20 protein-coding genes are annotated in these 21569 nt (G+C 40.7%); 15 read left to right on the top strand and 5 right to left on the bottom strand.

Going from position 1 to position 21569, the window contains the following annotated elements:
• Window positions 1–5: 5 nt before the first annotated feature.
• On the top strand, window positions 6–1289 hold the full coding sequence (locus M2R48_RS16190; RefSeq protein ID WP_262086750.1) for an OprD family porin: 1284 nt from the start codon (window positions 6–8) through the stop codon (window positions 1287–1289).
• A gap of 134 nt (window positions 1290–1423) precedes the next feature.
• Here M2R48_RS16190 and M2R48_RS16185 read toward each other — a convergent pair whose 3' ends face one another.
• Together M2R48_RS16185 and M2R48_RS16180 are read right to left on the bottom strand one after the other, a co-directional pair.
• Window positions 1424–1723 (bottom strand): DUF1330 domain-containing protein, encoded by a 300-nt coding sequence (locus M2R48_RS16185; RefSeq protein ID WP_262086749.1) that lies wholly within the window; start codon window positions 1721–1723, stop codon window positions 1424–1426.
• 28 nt (window positions 1724–1751) lie between these two features.
• Entirely contained in the window at window positions 1752–2414 is a 663-nt protein-coding gene (locus M2R48_RS16180; RefSeq protein WP_004817253.1) for a GntR family transcriptional regulator, read from the bottom strand.
• A 153-nt stretch (window positions 2415–2567) separates the two neighbouring features.
• On the opposite strand from M2R48_RS16180, the gene M2R48_RS16175 reads away from it, so the two are divergent.
• The 9 genes from M2R48_RS16175 (at window position 2568) to M2R48_RS16135 (ending at window position 12263) form a co-directional block, all read left to right on the top strand.
• Window positions 2568–3170: an amino acid synthesis family protein gene (locus M2R48_RS16175; protein WP_262086748.1), complete on the top strand. Its 603-nt coding sequence runs from the start codon at window positions 2568–2570 to the stop codon at window positions 3168–3170.
• The gene (locus tag M2R48_RS16170) at window positions 3139–3930 is read left to right on the top strand and encodes an alpha/beta fold hydrolase (RefSeq protein WP_262086747.1); all 792 of its coding nucleotides are present in this window, start codon (window positions 3139–3141) and stop codon (window positions 3928–3930) included. Before M2R48_RS16175 ends, M2R48_RS16170 begins: the two co-directional genes overlap by 32 nt.
• Before the next feature lie 24 nt (window positions 3931–3954).
• On the top strand, window positions 3955–4887 hold the full coding sequence (gene tgnA / locus M2R48_RS16165) for a flavin-dependent trigonelline monooxygenase reductase component (RefSeq protein ID WP_262086746.1): 933 nt from the start codon (window positions 3955–3957) through the stop codon (window positions 4885–4887).
• Window positions 4888–4889: 2 nt separating this feature from the next.
• Entirely contained in the window at window positions 4890–5927 is a 1038-nt protein-coding gene (gene tgnB / locus M2R48_RS16160; protein ID WP_262086745.1) for a flavin-dependent trigonelline monooxygenase oxygenase component, read from the top strand.
• An 11-nt stretch (window positions 5928–5938) separates the two neighbouring features.
• On the top strand, window positions 5939–7408 hold the full coding sequence (gene tgnC / locus M2R48_RS16155; RefSeq protein ID WP_262086744.1) for a (Z)-2-((N-methylformamido)methylene)-5-hydroxybutyrolactone dehydrogenase: 1470 nt from the start codon (window positions 5939–5941) through the stop codon (window positions 7406–7408).
• Between the two features lie 308 nt (window positions 7409–7716).
• Window positions 7717–9117, top strand: coding sequence for a purine-cytosine permease family protein (locus tag M2R48_RS16150; RefSeq protein ID WP_262086743.1), 1401 nt, complete (start codon window positions 7717–7719; stop codon window positions 9115–9117).
• Window positions 9104–10276, top strand: coding sequence for a hypothetical protein (locus M2R48_RS16145; protein WP_262086742.1), 1173 nt, complete (start codon window positions 9104–9106; stop codon window positions 10274–10276). The genes M2R48_RS16150 and M2R48_RS16145 overlap by 14 nt, the downstream gene beginning before the upstream one ends.
• 146 nt (window positions 10277–10422) lie before the next feature.
• Window positions 10423–11880 (top strand): NAD-dependent succinate-semialdehyde dehydrogenase, encoded by a 1458-nt coding sequence (locus M2R48_RS16140; protein WP_262086741.1) that lies wholly within the window; start codon window positions 10423–10425, stop codon window positions 11878–11880.
• Window positions 11877–12263, top strand: coding sequence for a carboxymuconolactone decarboxylase family protein (locus tag M2R48_RS16135; protein ID WP_262086740.1), 387 nt, complete (start codon window positions 11877–11879; stop codon window positions 12261–12263). Before M2R48_RS16140 ends, M2R48_RS16135 begins: the two co-directional genes overlap by 4 nt.
• Window positions 12264–12395: 132 nt before the next feature.
• Here the strand turns inward: M2R48_RS16135 and M2R48_RS16130 are convergent, their stop codons facing one another.
• Window positions 12396–12803 carry a hypothetical protein gene (locus M2R48_RS16130; protein ID WP_262086739.1) on the bottom strand — a complete coding sequence of 136 codons (408 nt, stop codon included), beginning with the start codon at window positions 12801–12803 and terminating at the stop codon, window positions 12396–12398.
• Entirely contained in the window at window positions 12796–14136 is a 1341-nt protein-coding gene (locus tag M2R48_RS16125) for an MFS transporter (RefSeq protein ID WP_262086738.1), read from the bottom strand. Before M2R48_RS16125 ends, M2R48_RS16130 begins: the two co-directional genes overlap by 8 nt.
• 100 nt (window positions 14137–14236) lie before the next feature.
• On the opposite strand from M2R48_RS16125, the gene M2R48_RS16120 reads away from it, so the two are divergent.
• From M2R48_RS16120 to M2R48_RS16100, 5 genes are all read left to right on the top strand, one after another.
• Window positions 14237–15130, top strand: coding sequence for a LysR family transcriptional regulator (locus tag M2R48_RS16120; protein ID WP_239045078.1), 894 nt, complete (start codon window positions 14237–14239; stop codon window positions 15128–15130).
• Between the two features lie 241 nt (window positions 15131–15371).
• Entirely contained in the window at window positions 15372–16013 is a 642-nt protein-coding gene (locus tag M2R48_RS16115; RefSeq protein WP_410004181.1) for a paraquat-inducible protein A, read from the top strand.
• Entirely contained in the window at window positions 16010–16816 is an 807-nt protein-coding gene (locus M2R48_RS16110; protein WP_262086736.1) for a paraquat-inducible protein A, read from the top strand. The genes M2R48_RS16115 and M2R48_RS16110 overlap by 4 nt, the downstream gene beginning before the upstream one ends.
• 11 nt (window positions 16817–16827) lie before the next feature.
• On the top strand, window positions 16828–18495 hold the full coding sequence (locus tag M2R48_RS16105) for an intermembrane transport protein PqiB (protein WP_262086735.1): 1668 nt from the start codon (window positions 16828–16830) through the stop codon (window positions 18493–18495).
• The gene (locus M2R48_RS16100) at window positions 18485–19228 is read left to right on the top strand and encodes a membrane integrity-associated transporter subunit PqiC (protein WP_262086734.1); all 744 of its coding nucleotides are present in this window, start codon (window positions 18485–18487) and stop codon (window positions 19226–19228) included. Before M2R48_RS16105 ends, M2R48_RS16100 begins: the two co-directional genes overlap by 11 nt.
• 107 nt (window positions 19229–19335) lie before the next feature.
• Here the strand turns inward: M2R48_RS16100 and M2R48_RS16095 are convergent, their stop codons facing one another.
• Window positions 19336–21564, bottom strand: coding sequence for a phosphocholine-specific phospholipase C (locus tag M2R48_RS16095; RefSeq protein ID WP_262086733.1), 2229 nt, complete (start codon window positions 21562–21564; stop codon window positions 19336–19338).
• Window positions 21565–21569: the final 5 nt, after the last annotated feature.

Here is a 21569-nt window from a genome sequence, read left to right as displayed (position 1 = left end):
AAAAAATGAAAAAAACATCCTTGTGGGTGTGGGTATACTTTTGCCCATTATTTAGTACTCTGGCGCATGCCGATTTAGTGACGGACAGTAGTGCAGAGCTAACGCTTAGAAATTTTTACTTTGACCGAGACTATAAACAAGATCCATATCCTTATACTGCTGCGCGCGATTGGGCACAAGGTATCATCTTTAATGGTCAATCGGGCTATACCGATGGAACAGTTGGTTTTGGTGTTGATGTATTGGCAATGGCTGGATTTAACTTAATTGGAGATCGAGCCGATGACTATGCACGGAGTAACTTATTACCTGTAAATGCAGATAATTCACGAGATGATTATTATGGGAAAATAGGGCTGACTGCCAAAGCAAAATTTAAGAAAAATGAGCTTTTTGTGGGAGATTTGGTTCCACGATTGCCCACGATTTTTTCTTCACCTGCGCGTTTGTTCCCTCAAACTTATCGAGGTGCTCGGTTTGTTTCCAATGAAATTCCAAAGTTGCAATTGGAAGGTTTTTACGTAGACCAAGTGCGACAGCGTGATTCAATTCATTATAGTGATGTTGGTACGGACAATATCAATCGCCGTTTTGATCAATCAGCAACAACAGATTACTTCTATAGTTTTGGTGGCGCTTATCAACTCAATGATGCATATCGAATCCGTGCTTATCAGGCTGAACTGCACGATATCTACCAACAGCAATTTTTAGGTTTTAATGGTAAACAGCCTTTAAATGAACAGTTAACTTTTTTAAGCGATGTACGATTTTTCAATAGTCAGGAGGCAGGTAGACAAAAAATCGGTGATGTAGATAACCAGCATTTAAGTGGATTATTTGGTTTAAATTATCAAAACCATACCCTGTCTTTGGGTTATATGCAGGCCTTTGGTTCGACAGGGTTACCATTTTTATCGGGAACAGAAAGTCCAGTGGTGCTTGATTTTATGAGCTCGGATTATTCCAATAAAGACGAGAAAGTCTATTCACTGCGTTATGAATATGATTTTAAAAATGTAAAATTTGCTGATATCTCTCTCAATGGACTGCGTTTTATGACCCGCTATGCCAAAGGGCAAGATATTGATTTACTTAGTTATGGCGATAAACGATTTAAAGAAGAATCAATGGAGCTGGATTTAGCTTATAAAATCCCAGAAGGGAAGTTAAAAGGCTTAGGCATGCGAGCACGTTTTTCTCATTACCGAAACGATATGCCAACCAATATGGTCTTTCACTCAGCCAATGAAACTCGTTTAAATATAGATTATAGCTTTAAGTTCTAAGGGCTCTGTATTACGAAACGGTTCTTTGATTTAAAGAACCGTTTTTAAAATTTAGTCTAATGGTGAAGAGTGTGTGTTTAAGTAAATTGTGATGAAAAGTATTTTATTAGTTCTAATACATTCATTTTTGGGCTTTATAAATCCAGCGATTTTAAGCTTTCCACAATACTAATCATGACATCGGCACAATCTTGACGAGCAAGCCTTGCTTTAGCGTATTCTTCTGAATGATAACAAGCTTGTGCTGTTTCTAAATCAGCAAATTCAATAATGACATGGCGTTCATAAGATTTTCCTTCCATGCAAATAGAATTTCCACCTCTCGCAAGAAATTTTGCATTATATTTTTCAAACGCTAAGGGGGCTAAAGCCATGTATTGTTTATATTGTTCTAAATTATGAATGGTAACGTGCGCAATCCAGTATGCAGCCATGGCTTTAATCCTTTAATTTCTTAAACCTTTATGTATTTAAAATATTTTTTGCAATTGAAGCAGCTTCAGCAATATGTGCAGCAACAGCTTGTTTGGCTTTTTCAGCATCTTGATCTAAATAGATCGCTTCACATATGTTTTTGATCCGTTGAAAACCTGAAACTTCACGTTTAGTTGAATTCATTGTCATTGCGCGAAGTCGGCTAATACGACCATTTAAGCGTTGTACTACTTCTAAGGCGATATGATGTTTTGCTGTGGTAAAAATCGTTTCATAGAGTTTTGATGAGACTGAAATAATCAAATTAATGTCGTCTATAGCAAAAGCGTGTTCAAGTTCTATCACTAAAGCTTTTAAAGTTTCGGTGGTTTGAGGGGTGAGATTCCGAGTGCAATCAGCAACCGCACTTTGTTCAAGCAATAGTCGAATTTCATAAATCTGTGATGCAATTTCCCAGTTCAGCAAAGAAACAATTGGCCCTTTATTTGGCAAAATCTCAACCAAGCCTTCAGCTTCTAAATAACGAATGACCTCCCGTACAACAGAGCGACTTACGCCCAGTTCTTCACATAAGCTTCTTTCAACCAGTCTTTTTCCAGAAGGAAAATAGCCAGTAATAATGGCATTGCGAACTTTGTCTAAACATAGCTCACGCAAGGTCACGGGTGGATTTTCAATTTTAAGATTCATAGAGGTTTAATCATTCCTGATTTTGCGAATACACAATTTTGTTACAAGTTCCTTGCTTAAAAATAGCATAGCAAACTATTGCATTTTTTGCATTATGTATTATGGTATACCATAATACGGACTGCAAAATTAATTAACCAGCAAGGAAGAACAATGAATCTGATACGTAAAACGGTGCTTCATGTCGAAACCACATATATCGATGGTGCTAAGGATGCACCTATACCCTTAAAAATGGTTGCAGCAGCAGCTGTGATTCAAAACCCGTGGGCAGGGCAAGGTTATGTTGAAAATCTTTCCCCAGAAATTCGCCGTATTGCACCAGTACTGAGTGAGCATTTAACCAAGCTTATTTTGGATGAAGTCGGTTCTGGTGAAGCAGTACAAGCATTTGGTAAGAGTGCAGTGGTGGGTTTAAACGGTGAGCTTGAACATGCATCAGCCCTAATTCATACCCTACATTTTGGAAATACTTACCGTAGTGCGGTCGGGGCAAAATCATATCTTGCATTTAACAACACCCGTGGCCCTGCAAATGCATCGATTTTAATTCCAATGATGGATAAAAATGATGAAGGGCGCCGTTCTCATTATTTAACCTTACAGTTTGCTATTCCAGATGCGCCAGCTGCTGATGAGTTAGTCATTGTGATTGGTGCTGCAACAGGTGGTCGTCCACATCATCGTATTGGGGATCGTTATCAAGATTTGGAAGAGTTAGGTCATGATCTCAAAAACCCTGCAGCTGTCAAATAATCGCCTTGCTCACTATTTTGAGCAGGGTCAAGGAGAACCTTTAGTTCTGATTCATGGTGTTGGAATGCAAGCCGAGGCATGGTATCCGCAAATTGAGTTCTTCTCAAAAGCTTATCGCGTGATCTCAGTGGATATGCCCGGGCATGGGAAAAGTACAAAGTTAGCCCATGATGCATCGTTACAGGCCTTTGTGGATTGGATGATTGAGTTTCTGACAAAACTGAATATTGGAGCTGTCAATTTGGCTGGGCATTCAATGGGTTCACTGATTACAACAGGTGTAAGTGCAACTTGTCCAAATCTGGTGAAACGTATGGCGGTATTGAATGGTGTTTATAAACGTTCAGAAAAAGCCAAGAATGCAGTGCTTTACCGCGCTCAAGCGATAAAAGCAGGTCAGCTTGATATAGAAACACCACTACAACGTTGGTTTGGTGACAGTGAGGCAGAGCGCCAAGCTGCATTAAAAGTGAAATCGTGGTTACAGCAAGTAGATCTGTCAGGCTATGCAACTGCTTATTCCGCCTTTGCTCGAGGTGATTCAATTTATGCCAATGACTGGTCAAAAATCACCTGTCCAGCTTTGATTCTCACGGGGACTGGTGATCCTAACTCTACAGCAGAAATGGCAATACAGATGGCCAGCCAAGCTCAAAATGCCAAGGCTATTGTGATTGAAAATGAAAGACATATGGTGAATTTAACTGCACCAGATAAAGTGAATAATGCAATGCAAGCATGGTTGGAAACCAGCGTCTAAATTGCTTGATAAAGGAATATAGCAATGAGTGAAATGGATACAATAAATAAAATACGGGAACTACGTGATGCTTTTGGGTCATTTATGACAGGCGTGACCATAGTGACCACCTGTAAGGACGATGGAACACCATTAGGTTTTACAGCGAACTCTTTTGCTTCGGTGTCTTTGGACCCAGCTTTGCTTTTGGTTAGCATTGCAAAGACATCAAGCAATTACGATTACTTTGCACAGGCAACACATTTTGCCATCAATATTTTGGCAGAAGAGCAAAAGGATATTTCCAATACCTTTGCTCGTCCAAGTGATGATCGTTTTGCAAATTTGGACTGGCGCAAAAGTGATTGCCAAAATCCGATTATTGACCAAGTGAGTGCATGGTTTGACTGTACCACTTACCAAGTTGTTGATGCAGGAGATCATGCTGTATTGATCGGTAAGGTAGAAGGTTTTACTTCAACAGGTTTTGCCGGACTGGGGTATTACCGTGGTGCTTATTTTACCCCCGCTAAATCTTCAACGGATGTGATCTCTGGCATGAAGGTTATGATGATGGCATTAATCGGTCATGAAAACCAAATCTTGCTTGAGCAAACCTCGGAGCAAAAATGGACATTGCCACATTTGCTTGTAGATAAAGACGGTGCAGAAAAAACGCTGGAGAAAATCTTTGCGGTTTACCAGCCTGAAGCTTCGCCAAGCTTTATTTATTCTGTCTACGACGATATCACCACACAACAACAATATATTGCTTTTTTATGTAATACCCCCATTCCTGAAGCCCACAAAGGTCAATTTGTGGATTTAAATGACCTTGAGCAACTCACTTTTGTCGATAGTGCTTTGGAAAGTATGTTAATGCGCTATCGCAAAGAAAATCATCTTAAAACTTATGGTGTTTATTACGGGAATCAAACCACTGGAACGGTTCGTCAAATTGTTAAAGAGGAAGTTTAACTATGCGTTTTTCATTATTTGTACACATGGAACGTGTTTCTGATCAAGAAACACATAAGCAACTTTATGATGAAATGATAGAGCTTTGCCAAATTGCTGATCGGGGCGGAATGCATGGGATTTGGATGGGTGAACATCATGCAATGAATTTTACCATTGCACCCAATCCATTTATTAATTTGGTTGATCTTGCCAACAAGACTCAAAATGTTCGCTTAGGCACAGGTACCGTAGTTGCGCCGTTTTGGCATCCGATAAAGTTGGCTGGTGAAGCTGCCATGGCAGACATCATTTGCAATGGTCGTTTAGATATTGGCATAGCGCGAGGCGCATATTCATTTGAATATGAGCGTATGGTACCGGGGATGGATGCATGGAGTGCAGGTCAGCGGTTACGCGAAATGATTCCTGCAATTAAAAACCTATGGAAAGGCGATTATGAGCATAAGGGTGAGTTTTGGCAGTTCCCGAAAACCACTGCTTCACCACAACCTTTACAACAGCCACATCCATCGATTTGGGTTGCTGCTCGTGATCCCAATAGCCATGAGTTTGCAGTACAAAATGGCTGTAATGTACAGGTTACACCTTTGCACTTAGGTGATGAGGAAGTCGAAAAGTTGATGGGGCATTTCAATACGGCTTGTGAAAAGTTTGCTGATGTAGCTCGTCCTGAAATTATGTTACTACGGCATACCTACGTTGCTGACAGTGAGCAAGATGCACAGCTTGCAGCAGATGAAATGAATACATTCTATAATTATTTTGGGGCGTGGTTTAAAAATGAGCGGGAAATTACCCAAGGGCTTATTGCACCACTGAGTCAAGAAGAAATCGCACAACATCCATTTTATACAGCTGAAGCCATGCGTAAAAATAATGTCATTGGTCAGGCGCAGGAAGTCATTGATCGTCTGAAAGTCTATGAGGCGATGGGGTATAACGAGTATTCCTTCTGGATCGATACAGGAATGAGCTTTGAACGTAAAAAGGCCTCATTAGAACGTATGATTAATGAAGTGATGCCAGCATTTGCATAGGAGAGAAGAGTATGGCTTCTCCATTTCAGTTATATATTAATGGTCAATTTGAGGATGGTGCTGCGCAATTTGACAGTATCAATCCAGCAACTGGACAAGTTTGGGCAAAAATGCCTGAAGCTCGAACAGCTGAGGTTAATCGTGCGGTTTCTGCTGCATCTCAGGCTTTGCAAAATGTGGCATGGTCAGGTTTAACCGCTTCGCAACGCGGAAAATTGCTTTATAAACTTGCGGATTTGATCGAAAAAGCTGCACCGCAACTGGCACAGTATGAAACGTATGACACTGGTAAAATCATTCGTGAAACCTCAAGCCAAATTGCTTATGTGGCTGAGTATTATCGTTATTACGCAGGTATTGCAGACAAGCTAGAAGGTCGCTATTTACCGATTGATAAGCAAGACATGCAAGCTTGGACTATTCGTGAACCTGTGGGTGTAGTCGCTGCGATTGTGCCATGGAACAGTCAATTATTTTTATCCGCTGTCAAAGTCGGTCCTGCTTTAGCAGCAGGCTGTACGGTTGTGTTAAAAGCCTCAGAGCAAGGGCCTGCACCATTACTGGCATTTGCTCGCTTGGTTCATGACGCTGGTTTTCCAGCAGGTGTTGTGAATGTGATTACGGGTTTTGCAACTGAATGTGGAGCGGTTTTAACGCGTCATCCTGAGGTTGCGCATGTGGCATTTACTGGTGGTCCTGAAACAGCACAACATATCGTACGTAATTCCGCCGAAAACCTTGCCAAAGTATCACTTGAACTGGGTGGAAAATCGCCATTTATTGTTTTTGCAGATGCTGATTTACAAAGTGCTGTAAATGCCCAAGTCGCTGCGATTTTTGCCGCAACGGGGCAAAGTTGTGTTGCAGGTTCACGCTTGCTCATCGAAGAAAGTATTAAAGATGAGTTTCTTCAACGTTTGGTTGAGCGGGTTCAACGGATCAAAATTGGTTTGCCGGATGATATGGCAACGGAATTTGGTCCACTGTGTACTTTAGCTCAACGCCAGAAGATTGAGCAAGTGGTGGCAAGTTCAATTCAGCAGGGTGCACAACTACTCACAGGTGGACAAGCCATTGATCGTGCAGGTTATTACTATCCACCTACGATTCTAGATTGTAGTGATGCTCCGCAGGCCGATTGTGTCATGACTGAATTGTTTGGCCCTGTATTGTCGGTGGTTGGTTTTCGCACTGAAGCGGAAGCAATTCAAACAGCCAATCATACTGCGTATGGACTTGCCGCTGGGATATTTACCCATAACTTAAGTCGTGCTCATCGGATGACCAAAGCGATTCGGTCAGGCATTGTTTGGTTGAATACCTATCGGGCAGTTTCACCACTCGCACCCTTTGGTGGTCATGGTTTATCTGGTCATGGTCGTGAAGGTGGTTTTGAGGCGGTATTCGATTACACCACGACAAAAACCGTTTGGTTACGTACTTCAGATGAACCTATTGATGATCCTTTTGTGATGCGATAAATCTTAAAAGGTCTGATTTAGAAATTTTAAATTCAAGGATGAAAATATATGCACAACACTGAAATCCCATAAATTTTACTGCGGTTTAAAAATACCTTTTGTTGAGCTTTTAAAAAGCCTCAACTGGAGCATTTTTATCTTTTTTTAATGATTGATTAAAACTGTTGAAAATCAGTGTACAGAATAAGAGCAATAAAGGTCAGGTCATCTCGCTATGGCGCTGACAAGGCAGGTTGTGAAACCTAGGTTTACGCTCACAAATAAATTGATATTGAGGAAAATGAATTCCTCAAAGAGAGATTAAGGATATGAATCAAAATGAAAAAAATGCTTTTGCGATAGAAAGCCATTCAATTGACTATGTAGATCCATCAGAACGTCATGGAAAAGTTCGGGATCTTTTTACCCTATGGTTTTGTACCAATATTGCGCCTTTGGCAGTGATTACTGGCGCAATGTCAATGTTGACGTTTAATCTGAATTTGGTCAGCGCTTTAATTGCAATTTGTGCTGGGCATTTCTTTGGGGCCGCAATTTTGGCATTGACTTCAGCTCAAGGACCACAAGTGGGTATTCCGCAAATGATCCAGAGCCGCGCACAGTTTGGGCGTTATGGTGCATTGTTGGTTGTATTATTTACCACCCTGATTTATTTGGGGTTCTTTATTTCAAATATTATTTTATCTGGCAAAACTTTACATACCGTTGTACCTGCAATACCTGTACCGATAGCCACGGTGATTGGGGCAATTGCTGCAACCACGATTGGTATAGTGGGTTATCACCTTATTCATAAGTTCAATAAGATTGGCACGTGGTTTATGGGAGGCGCATTATTAATTGGTCTGATGATTATGCTTCCACATATCAATGCAGATGTCTTGGCAAAAGGTGCTTTTAATATGAAAGGCTGGTTTGCCATGTTTGGTTTATGCGCTGTTTGGCAAATTAGTTTTTCACCCTATACCTCAGATTATTCAAGATATTTACCTAAAAGCATAGGAATTTTTAAGCCTTTTATTTTTACCTATTGGGGCGCATCTCTAGGAACGATTTTTGCGATGGTATTTGGCACAGTGGCAGTCAGTATCGGTTCTACTACAGATGCAATGGAAGCGGTCAAATCGGGGACAGGATTGTTTGGCTATGCACTGATGATTTTATTCCTCTGTAATATTATTGGTCACAATGCCATGAATTTATATGGTGCGGTCTTATCTTGTATTACATCGATTCAAACCTTTGCCGGTCAATGGATACCAAGTAAAAATATTCGTGTGGCTTTATCTATTGCGGTACTTGTTCTCGCTACATTTACTGCGCTTTGGGCATCTAGTAACTTTATTAGTTTCTTCCTCAATGTGGTTTTTGCCTTGCTATTTATCTTGGTGCCGTGGGTATCGATTAACTTGTTGGATTTCTATGTGGTGAATAAGAAATCCTATGATATTCACTCTATTTTTGCTCAAGATGGTGGCATTTACGGCAAGTTTAATGCAAAAGCTTTAACCGCCTATTTTATTGGGATTGCAATTCAAATCCCATTCTTGACCAATGCATTTTTTACAGGACCTTTCGCCAACGTTATTCCAGATGTTGATGTGTCATGGGTGATAGGTTTGGTGGTTAGTTTTGTTGTGTATTACCTATTTAATCTTGGAAAGATTAAAGGGGGATTAGAAAGGAATCTGCAAAATGAAAAAAAATAATTTACAACTGATCGTTGCTTCAATTCTCGTTGCTTTTATTTCGCCAAGCTATGCAGGAATCAGTTTTGGTGATCGTAATAATGAAACTGGTCAGCTCACGGTATCTGGTTATGTGCGAGGTAATTACCAACTTAAGCAGTATGGTGAAAATGCCGATGATCAAAAAATTCGTTTTGATGCAGCACAACTCAAACTAGATTATGCGCGTGGTGATCTGTTTGGGCATGCTGAGTATAGATGTTATCAATATGAACGGCTGTGTGACTTTTCGACCATGATTGATGCTTATGTGGGATACCGTCTCAATAAAACTGATCAGTTTGTAGTTGGGATGCAACCGATTCCATTTGGTCCAGGACGTTTCTGGGGCAATAGTCTATTTGGTAGTATCAATACCACTGCTGGGTTGGAAGATGTGCATAATGTTGGTGTGAACTATCATGCTGAATTGCCGACAGCAACCAAGTTTGATTTAGGTTATTTTGCTATAGATGGTGGTCATTATTCAGGAACATATACACCTAATTCAGGGCGTTATACTGCGAATTATGTGCGTTCAGATGATGAGTCACAAACCAATTTACAGGAAAAAAATATGTGGGTTGGGCGTATTACGCAGGATATACCTTTGGCTGTTGAGGGGCTGAATACACAAATCGGTGTATCATACTGGATCTCAGAAATTGACAATAAAAAGACCAATCAAACAGGTCGTCGTAAAGCGTGGTCAGTATTTAGCAAACTCAATTATGGTGCTTTAGGACTAACATTAACAGGAGGTGAAAATGACATCAGCAATAAAGATCTGATTCACCCTGATACCTCGTTGATGGGATCGTATGACAGTGAATATGCTGTTGCCAATAAAGCAACTTATTATACCGCTGACCTTGGATATACCTTTAAAGATGTTCAACAGATTGGCAATATTACCCCTTATTTTATGCACAGCCGTTACAACAAAGATCTGTCAGGATCACAAGATTCTACGCGTAATATTTTAGGTGTCTCGATTGATCATAAACAGCTTTCTTTGCTTGCTGAATATATCGTGAGTAAAAATGATCCATTTATTGGTGGTAATTTTTCATCATTGGCGCAGGGTGATGATAACAAATGGAATAAGTTGTTGAATTTGACTTTATTCTATTATTTCTAAAACAAAGCAAATCACATTCGGGCAACCGAAAATTTTTTTCACGATTCTTTTGGTATGCCATCATACAAGATGATGATAAATAGATCATTGATCAACTGATTTGATGATCTATTTCTCTATACCAGAGTCTAACAAGGATAATTTGTATGCAACTTAATGCAATGCCACTTTTCCATCAACAGGCTTTCGTTGCTGGTCAATGGTGTGATGCCGATAGTCATCAAAGCGCTGATATTTATAACCCAGCAACACAAGAAATAATTGGAAGCGTGCCAAATATGGGCAAGGCAGAAGCTGAACGGGCGATTAAAGCTGCTGTTACAGGTTGGGCAGCGTGGAAAAACAAGACCGCAAAAGATCGTTCAATCATTTTAAAAAAATGGTTTGAATTGATGATTGAAAAGGCGGATGAGCTGGCATTTATTTTAACCAGTGAACAAGGCAAACCTTTAGCGGAGGCGAGAGGAGAAATTTTATATGCCGCCAGTTTTGTCGAGTGGTTTGCTGAAGAAGCGAAGCGTGTGTATGGCGATGTTATTCCAAGTCCTTATACCGATGCACGTATTGTTGTACAGAAACAAGCAATTGGTGTTGTCGCAGCAATTACGCCTTGGAATTTCCCAGCTGCAATGATTACCCGTAAAGTTGCTCCAGCATTGGCAGCGGGTTGTCCGTGTATCGTGAAGCCCGCACCTGAAACGCCATTTACAGCTTTAGCTTTGGTGGATTTGGCCGTTCAGGCGGGAGTGCCTGCTGATATTTTCAGTGTGATTACTGGTGATGCAGTAAGTATTGGAGGTGCAATTTTTGAAAGTCATGAGGTGCGTAAGTTTACTTTTACCGGTTCTACCCCTGTGGGAAAGCTGCTTTATCAACGTTCAGCACAGACCTTAAAGAAAGTATCTCTTGAATTAGGGGGAAATGCGCCGTTTATTGTTTTTGATGATGCCGATTTAGATGCAGCGGTTGAAGGTGCACTGATTGCAAAGTATCGCAATGCAGGTCAAACCTGTGTTTGTGTCAATCGTTTTCTGGTACAAGCTGGGATTTACGACAAATTTATTGCTGGATTAAGTGAAAAGGTGAACGCTTTAAAAATTGGCAATGGTTTAGATCAAGGGATTGAAATTGGCCCCTTAATTAATAGCAATGCTGTTAAAAAAGTCGAAGCGCATGTTGCAGATGCATTAGCCAAATCGGCACGTTTGGTTACAGGCGGTAAACGACATCATGCAGGCGAATTGTTTTATCAACCCACCATTATTGCTGATGCAAATGCAGACATGGATGTTGCCACACAAGAAACATTTGGTCCTCTTGCCGCCGTATTTAAATTTGAAACCGAACAACAAGCCGTAGATATGGCAAATGCCACGGAATTTGGTTTAGCTGCATATTGCTATACCAAAGATTTAGGACGGGCTTGGCGCATGAGTGAACAGCTTGAATATGGCATGGTTGGAATCAATAAGGGGCTCATCTCAAATGAAGTTGCTCCTTTTGGCGGAATGAAGCAGTCAGGTTTAGGCCGTGAGGGATCTAAATATGGAATTGAGGATTATCTTGAAATCAAATACACCTTATTTGGAGGATTAAGCACATGAGCAATGACAAATTTGAAAAAGGCCTCGCAATTCGTAAACAAGTGTTGGGTGAGGCCTATGTAAATCACTCTATGAACAATGCCGATGATTTTAATTTACCTTTACAAGAGCTGGTTACGGAATATTGCTGGGGTGCTGTTTGGGGACGTGACGAACTGAGTAAGCCTGAACGCAGTTTAATTAATCTTGCGATGATTTCTGCACTTAATCGCCCACATGAGTTGAAACTACATGTTAAAGGTGCATTGAGAAATGGTTTATCTAAAACTCAAATTCGTGAAGTGCTTTTACAAGTTGCCATTTACTGTGGTGTACCTGCTGCAGTCGATAGTTTTCGTATTGCAAAAGAGGCAATTTTAGAATATGAACAAGAAAATCGCTAAGTTGATTTATTGATATTCATTGAAATTTAATCTGACAGGCTCAGCCAAAAAATGGGGAACTGTCAGATCCAGTTTAAGCAAGTAACCGTACATTCAATTAGACTGTTTACATCAATAAACTCTTCACACAATTTAACTCGATGAGGCCAAATTGACCAATGTTTCATGTAGATAAACCCAATAACATTGACCTGATTCAACTTTGATACAAGCCGTCGATATGCGTAATGTATCAGGTTCATGGCTTTGTTGATGTTCTTGGTATTGAATCCAGCAGTGATTGTTTGCTTCAAATAAAGCACACGTATTTAAGATTTTAATTTTTAACGCGGGTTTGTTACCTACGTTTTGACTAAACAAGGCATTTATTTCGGGAAAACCAATGACATTGCCTTGTGTTGTAATCATTTTAAAATTTGGGTCAAAACTGGCTAAGAGTTGATTTAGGCTTTCTTTTGCATTTTGACCTGTAAATACGTTTTCAATCAAAATATGTAAATCGATGACATGTTGTAATGCATTGTCCATAGGATTAGACATGGGTTTTCTCCTTAAAAATGGAAATTAATGATAAGAGGCACAGCAATGCTGCAATCATAAAAGTTTGCTGATAACGTATTAAATCATTTGCAGCAGGCAACAGACTAAAGATTGAAATAAGGACAACTGTACCTAAACTAAAAGCGACTTGTCGATTAATGTTCCACAGCACACTGCCTTGTAATAAGTCTTGGCCGTTAAAATCGATGAGGGCACTGATTTGGGCAGTATTGGCACTTAGACCACCACCCATTCCCATCAGTAGATAAGCAACTATCAAGGTACTTAAATCATTGGCATTTGAAACCCAGAACAGCAGTGAAATTCCTAAACTATGTAGCATAATACCAATTATAAAGAGCTGCTTTTTACCGAGATGGCGATAGAGAAGTCCACCACTGGTCATCGATACCAATGCGCCTACTGCATAGAGCAGCATAAATAAGCCAGTCTGTTTTGCATTAAACCCAAGGTTACGTTGTAAATTAAAGATATTCAGTAAATTCACACCAGTAAAAATACCGGGGACTGCGTAATAAACGATAAATGCATTGCGTAAATTATAATTTTTTAACAATTGCAAATTAAGAATCGGATGAGCAGATCCTTTCGCGTATTTGAGATAAATCAGAAGCATTGTGACGGAAAGCAAAAAGCTACTGATCGCGAGTACAACACTATGGTAATCGTTAAATAATGAGAAAGAGAGTAACAAACACAACAGGCTGACATTGACCATAAACAGTCCTAAAAAGTCAGGTTTCCCGGACGTTTTAGCTTTATTTTCTTTGATCCATCGCCATGCTAAAAAAGCAGTGATCACGGTAAAGGGGATATTGGCGAAAAACACCCAACGCCAAGATAAAGCATCAATAATCATGCCGCCAATCGTTGGTGAAAAGGCTGGTGCAATTAGTGCGATTGCCATGATCATTGTGGAGATACGTTGCCGTTCATGATTTGGAAACAATGCAAATACCAATGCTTGACCGACAGGGATTAATAATCCGCCAGCCACACCCTGAACAAATCTCCAAAAAATTAAACTATGGATTGATTCACTCATGCCAATCAACCAAACGCTGACGGAAAAGAGCAGCATTGAATAACACAGCAATTTCCGATCACCCAATACGCTTGCTAACCATAAGCTCATGGGCATGATTAAAACCAAACCTAAAATATAAGCATTGCTTACCCATGCAACCATCGATGGGCTGACTGAGAAAGCTGTTGCTATATCGGGTAAGGCAATTGCAGACATGAAAATATTGATGCAATCAATAAAGAACCCAAGCAAAAACACTGTTGCTATTTTATAGCGATATGACATAGCGACCTCCAAGATGCAGGAGGGTACGATTCAGGCCTTTTATTGTCGATGCATGCGAAGTAAAATCATTGTTTAATAATTTCAAACAATCAGTGTGATTATGCAAAAAAACCTAAAACAGATTATAAGTTTTCTGCAAGTGGTTGATTCAGGATCATTTACCAAGGCAGCAGAGATTTTGGGTTTAAGTCGATCGATGGTGAGTATTGATATCAAGCATTTAGAACAGCATTTAAATGTCAGTTTGTTGATTCGTAATACGCGTAATATCGCACTGACTGAAATAGGCAAAAGCTTTTATGAGGATTTCAAACACATTCAATTGCAAATCGAAGAAGCTTTTGAGCGCAGTCAAAATTTAGCCACAAGTGTCACAGGGATATTGCGTTTTTCATCGACCAATGAATTTGGACGGAAATTCATCTTACCTTTGCTGGGTGAGTTTTGCCGCCAATATCCTCAATTACAACTACAATATTCATTTAATTCTTCCTTAGATGATTTAGTCACTGAAAAATTAGATTTGGTCATTCGGTTGGGAAACTTAAAAGACTCATCGATGCGGACACGAAAAATTGCTGAATATCCGATTTATTTGGTTGCCAGCCCTGAATTTTTACAACGTTATCCAATCAATAGCATTGCTGATTTAGCACATGTTCCTTGGATTGGTCATCGCTTATTGAATTGGCAGGATGCGCAATATGTTTTACAAAATGATCAAGGTGAAAAACATACATTGCCTTTTGTTAGAAGTCAGTATGAATCTAATTCGGCAGAAGCGATACATCAGATGACACTTGCTTCATTGGGCGTTGCGATATCGCCAGCTTGGTTGGTCGATGAAGATATTCAGCAAAATCGTTTAACTCGGGTGTTAGCTGATTTTGATTTACCTGTACAAAATGTCCAATTGCTCTATCCGAATACGGGAACCTTGCCAGCAAAAACCCGTGTCTTTATCGATTTTTTGGTGCAACGACTGTGTCTTTAATCATGTCAAAATAGGCGCTTGCTATTGCAAATAGATAAAATGCATGGTCAATTGTTAGACTAGATTTCGCCAGATCAATTGTTTATATAAAACCAACAGGATATCATCAAAAAATATCACAACTCATCTGTATACAGCTCAGTAAAATATAGCAAGATGAGCTTCGGTCTAAAAAGAATTTATAAAATGGTGTTGATGTTCTATGCGTGAACCGTCCTCCTGTCCGCCAATTTCTACCCCTATGAATCAGCAAGCATTGATTCAAAATGGTGATATTGCACCGCAAACGCTGGTTGCCTGTGAGGAATGTGACACGCTCTATCATCGAATTCAGCTGAACCAAGGCGAGCGTGCTTATTGTCTCTGTTGTGGGGCTGAGCTTTATCGGCAAAGCAAACCATTTAGTGTCTTACTGGCAATGGTAACAACAGCGCTAATCGTATTTGTGATTGCCAATAGTTTTCCGATTGTTAAGGTGGAATTGCAGGGGAATGATTCCCAGACAACATTACTGGGTGCGGCATGGGCAATGTTTCATGCAGGGCAAGGGCCCGTAGGTGTGTTGATTCTTATCACGACTTTCGTGGTGCCTCTATTGGATTTATTGCTGCTGTTCTATGTCCTTTCATCAGTTCATTTTTTTAAAGTTCGGCCTCGCTATTTAGTTGCAGCATTTCGTACCCTGTTTTTATTTAGAACATGGGGAATGGTTGAAGTATTTTTGATCGGGGTATTGGTCACCTTGGTTAAACTGGTGGGGATGGTTGTGGTGATTCCGGGCGTTGCATTATGGGGATTCTCCATACTGAGTGTGTTGCTGGTTTATATTGCCTCAGTAAAAGTCAAAGATCTTTGGGATGAGATCGACAGGAGACTCTCATGAAAACTGAACAGTCTCAGGCTAATTTTTCAAAATACTCAGCGAATACAGACAATAAAAATTCGTTGCAATACCCAAGAGCCAAAGATTTGTCTTTGGTGCTTTGTCATTGCTGTGGAACGCTCAATAAACAGCTTCCAGAGGCTGAAACAAAACACGCTTCACATTGCTTGAAATGTCATAGTGTGCTGCATCAACGTAAACCAAAGAGCTTAGACAGAACCCTTGCTTTGGTGATCGCGGCGAGTATTTTATATATTCCAGCCAATGTACTCCCGATGACCGTGACAGATTCTTTGTTAGGCAGTCAGCAAGATACGATCATGAGTGGTGTGATCTATTTTTGGCAGAATGGGGATTATTTGGTATCTGCTGTTATTTTTATGGCCAGTATCTTTATTCCCATGTTAAAACTTTTGATTCTGTGTTTTCTGTTGATTGCAGTAAAAATGCAGTCTTCTAAACGTTTGCATTTTTCACCTGAGCATTGCTCAATGCTTTATCGGATTGTTGAGTTTATCGGTCGATGGTCGATGATTGATGTTTTTGTGGTGGCTTTATTGACCGCCTTGATTCAGATTCAATCACTGGCAACTATTCTCGCTGGGCCGGGCGCGGTTGCTTTTGGTGCAGTGGTGGTTTTAACCATGTTTGCTTCACTGAGTTTTGACCCGCGTATTATTTGGGATAATTATTCTGCTGCCCAGAATACGCGCAACAAGAACGGGCTTTTCCTGCAAGGCGCAGATGTGATTCACGTGGATCATGCTCCCTTGAATCATGATTTATCTAATTCCAGTCAATAAAACAATGATGGGTGTGTATGTCTGAAAATAAAACCAATAACGAAAGCTCAGATCATCAGGATCCTCATGCTGTAGATGAAACGCAGCAGATTTTGCCTGAACCTGAGAAAAATAAAGGACGCTGGCGACCATCGTTGATCTGGCTGATTCCGTTTATTGCCTTGTTGATAGGTCTGTCGTTGGCAGTCAAAGCGGTATTAGATACTGGTCCGACCATTAATGTTGCTTTTAGAACGGCTGAAGGGCTGGTTGCAGGTAAGACGACTGTTCGTTTTAAACAAGTGGATATCGGTCTTGTTCGCCAAATTGATCTTGCTGATGATCATTCACATGTCATTGCCAAAATTGAACTGCGTAAGGATGCCAGTAATTTTGCTGCAAAAGACTCACGCTTCTGGGTGGTTCGCCCACGCATTGGTGCCAGTGGCGTCTCCGGAATTGATACCTTATTGTCGGGTGCTTATATTGAGGTTGATGGCGGTAAGGCAGAACAAAAACAGGATGAGTTCACTGGCTTAGAAGTTCCTCCAGTCATCTCATCAGATGTACCGGGTAAAATCTTTTTCCTCAAAGCCAATAACTTAGGCTCACTGGATATTGGTTCTCCTATTTATTATCGTCAGATCAATGTGGGTCAAATCACGGCTTATCAGTTGGCCAAAGATGGTAAGAGTGTTGAGTTACAGACCTTTATTCAAGCACCTTATGATAAGTTTGTGACCACAGATGCGCGTTTCTGGCAGGCCAGTGGTGTCGATGTCAGCTTAAGTGCATCAGGATTTAAACTAGATACCCAGTCTCTGGTGAGTATTATCGCTGGCGGGATTGCTTTCGGTTATCCTGAGAATTCACATGCTGCTGTTGCTTCGGATCAAAGTCGTTTTAATTTATGGGATTCTCGTACTGAAGCTTTGAAAGAGCCAGATGGAAATCCACATCGTATCATTATGTATTTTGATCAGTCTTTACGTGGCTTGTCGGCAGGTGCACCGATTGACTTTATGGGGATTGAAATTGGTAATATTCAGTCGATTAATGCGGAGTTTGATGCAAATTATACTCAGATTCGGATGCGGGCTGAGGGGGTCATTTATCCATCTCGTTTAGCCAATGGCAAAGAACTTGATCCTGATGGTGTGATTTTTAAACGCTTTATCGAAAGAGGCTGGCGTGCTCAGATGCGCACTGGAAATCTACTGACAGGGCAGAACTATATCGCTTTTGATCTATTCCCTAAAGCAAAACCAGCAAACTTAATCATCAGATCAAATGGTGTGATTGAGGTTCCAACCACACCAACCGAGTTGAAGGGATTACAAGCACAAGTATCGCAAATTGCGGATAAACTGAATAAATTCCCATTGGTGGAAATTGGGCAGGATGTACGTAAAACCCTCAATAATATGAATTCAGCGATTAGCTCTACAGATAAATTGGTGAAGCAGTTGGATGGGGAAGTTGCGCCAGGACTACAGGCGACTTTGGATGATGTACGTAAAACCATGCGCTCTACTGAAACCATTCTATCCAGTGATGCGCCAATGCAACAGGATGTACGCCGTGCTTTACAGCAAATGACACGTGCTGCCGCATCTTTACAGTTAATGGCTGACTATATTGAACAACACCCTGAATCACTCATTCGTGGGAAAACGCCTGAGGTTAAGAATGCTAAATAAAAAAAATAGCTCACATTTTTTGTCCTATTTGCCGCCGTCTAGTCGAGTAGGTTGCAGCTTGCTACTAGCCATTGTGGGTTTAACGGGCTGTTCCAGTTCGCCTACACCAAACTACTATAGCTTGACGCCAACGGTTAAACCGTTGGTGAGTTCAAATGTACGGGTGATTGAAGTATTGCCAGTGGGATTACCAGATCGTTTAAACAGGGCCCCCTTAGTCTTACAGGACAGCAGTGGTAAATCTAATGTATTGGATAACGAACGCTGGACGTCCACGTTGGGGGCAGAGTTACGTGATGGTTTGTCTGCGGGTTTACAACAGAAATTAGGTGCTGTGGATCGTTACAGCAGTGGTATGACGGGTGGTAAAGTCTCTTACCGTATTGCAACCGATTTTTCTCGCTTTGATATTATCGAACACTCCAACACACGTTCGTTAATGGGTGCGATGAATCGGGATATTGAGGTGGCGGTTGCTTGGATTATTAAACGTGATGACCCAGCCAGACCCTTAAATCAGCCAACAGCTACACAGAATGCAGTGTTGCCGAACCGACAACTTAGTTGTCGAATGGCATTTACCGATGCAGTTGGTGCAGATGGCAATAAAATTGTTGATATAGTCAGTGTTTCACGACAGTCATTGAGTAAGGTTGTCGAAGCGATTACCGCTTCTGTTGTTGCGACAGAAGCCAATAAAGCTGTGGTGATGGAAGGGGTGACTTGTTCCTAAGTAGGTACTATAAAAAAGCACCCCAGTTTTAAATAAAGCTGGGGTGCTGTTAATTTTGATTCAGTGTTAACAATCTAAAAAAATGAATATTCAAAATCCTTTAAATATTAAACCATCGCTGGATCACTGACAGAATCTGCACCTGTTTCAACACGTCCTGCAAAGCGTCGATAAAACTTAGTGTCCTGAGTACAAGTTACGGCAAAATCATACCATTGCCATGTATCTTTCAGTTCCCAATGTCGTGTTGATGTTTGACCTGCTTTTACATTGATTTTTAACGCTGCGTCGCTACGATACACGACTGGGCTAATGACCAGTTCAACATCTTTCGTGCCTGTATTGGTCAGGTCTAAATAAACATTACCATTGGCAATATCATAACACACTCGAATTTCAGGATTGATTTGCAGGGTTTGATTACGATTTAAATCACCTTTGAAATGGCGATGAAAACCATTTGGTCCCATCACCCAAAGATCGTATAAGCCTTGATTATCCTTTTTCACATTCCAAACATCATCCAGTGTTTTACCCGCTTCTACTATGTAACGACGTGGGACACGGCTGAGATTTAATTTATCATAGACATGAAAAACTGCACCTTGAGTCCCTGTATTCGAGAACAAGAGTTTAACTGTTCCATCATTTTGACAACGTGCACTGGTATGTAATTCATAAGGCAATGCTTTAGATGGGCGAATACCACTGGCTTGAATTGGAAGTTGTAAATTGGTTGGAATTGGAACATTGGGCAACTTTTGCTGAGCTGAACGAAGTTGATCTGCTTGCTCACGGGTTTGTTTACCATTTAATTCTGGCAGTACATCTTCATTTGGGGTTTTAAAATTAAATGCTGAGGTTAAATCACCACAAATCGCACGACGATAAGGGCTGATATTTGTTTCTTTTACCCCAAATCGTTGTTCTAGAAACATTAATACTGACGTATGATCAAACACTTGAGAGTTAACCACACCCCCACGACTCCACGGTGAAATTACAAAGAGTGGTACACGTGGGCCCGGTCCATAAACACCATTGTCTTTTTTAGGCTGGCTGCTGCTGCCTAGTGGCGCGTCATGTAGATAATATTCATGCTGCATATCAGCTTGGCTGAGTGTGGATTTACCAGCATAAGTATTGTCTGCTTGTAAGGTTGGTGCAGATGGGGACGGAACATGGTCAAAATAACCATCATTTTCATCAAAATTGATCAAGAAAACTGTTTTACTCCAAACCTCTGGCACTGCTGTTAAAGCATCTAAGATTTCTTGAATAAACCAAGAACCTTGTACTGGGCTTGATGGACCTGGATGTTCACAATAGATGGATGGTGCATTGATCCAAGACACTTGGGGAAGTTTGCCTGTTTTGATATCATTTTTAAAAGCATCTAAAAACTCTTCGGGTTTATTGCCGGGCAGGGTGTTTGCGATACCTTTATATAGTGGATTTTTAGCATTATCGGTTGTGGCATCATAAGCTTTATAAGGTAACGGTTGCGCTGCATTATTGTATGGACTATTTGGCGCACCACCACTTGAAACTGGATAGCCTGAAGCAATATTGGCTTTTTTGAAGGTACGGAATGCACCGAGCATGTTATCGCCCCATTCATCCGGCATGTTTTGATAGCAAATCCAGTTAACACCTGCCTCTTCTAAACGTTCAGCATAGGTTTTCCATGTGTAGCCGATATCAACGTTTTGGGGATCACCATCAATCCAGTCCCATTCATTATTCACAAACGCAGTACTGGTCGGTACTGCGCCATTGGTGCCGGTTAAATGAAATGAACGGTTGGCATCTGTACCTGTGTGCATTGAACAGTGATATGCATCGCAAATGGTAAAAGCATTGGCTAAAGCAAACTGATAAGGGATTTCCTGCTCTTTAAAATAACCCATTGCATAATCAGTTTTATGGGTAGGCCAGTTTGACATACGGCCGTTGTCCCAAGCTTTTTGGCTATCTACCCAAGTATGATTTGTACCGGGTGCACGTTGTGCATTATTACTCGATCCATCTAAATGAAAAGGCGTTAATAAGGCACCGTTACTTCGTTGTTGTTGCCATACAGTACGATCATTTTGCAAAGGAATGGTTAAGCGGTCGGCAAAACCACGAACGCCTTTTAATGTACCAAAATAATGGTCAAATGAACGGTTTTCTTGCATCAGGATGACCACATGTTCGACATCCTGAATGGTTCCTGTTTTATTATTTGCAGGAATAGCCAATGCTTTTTGAATGCTGGCTGGAAATGTAGATAAGGCAGCAGCACCAAAACTTGTTTTAATTGTATTTGCTAAAAATTGACGACGATTAATCACAATAT

The organism is Acinetobacter sp. I-MWF (assembly GCF_025433935.1).
Lineage (GTDB): Bacteria > Pseudomonadota > Gammaproteobacteria > Pseudomonadales > Moraxellaceae > Acinetobacter > Acinetobacter guillouiae.
Note: the sequence above shows the minus strand (reverse complement) of the source record. Positions and strands in the feature narration are given on the sequence as shown.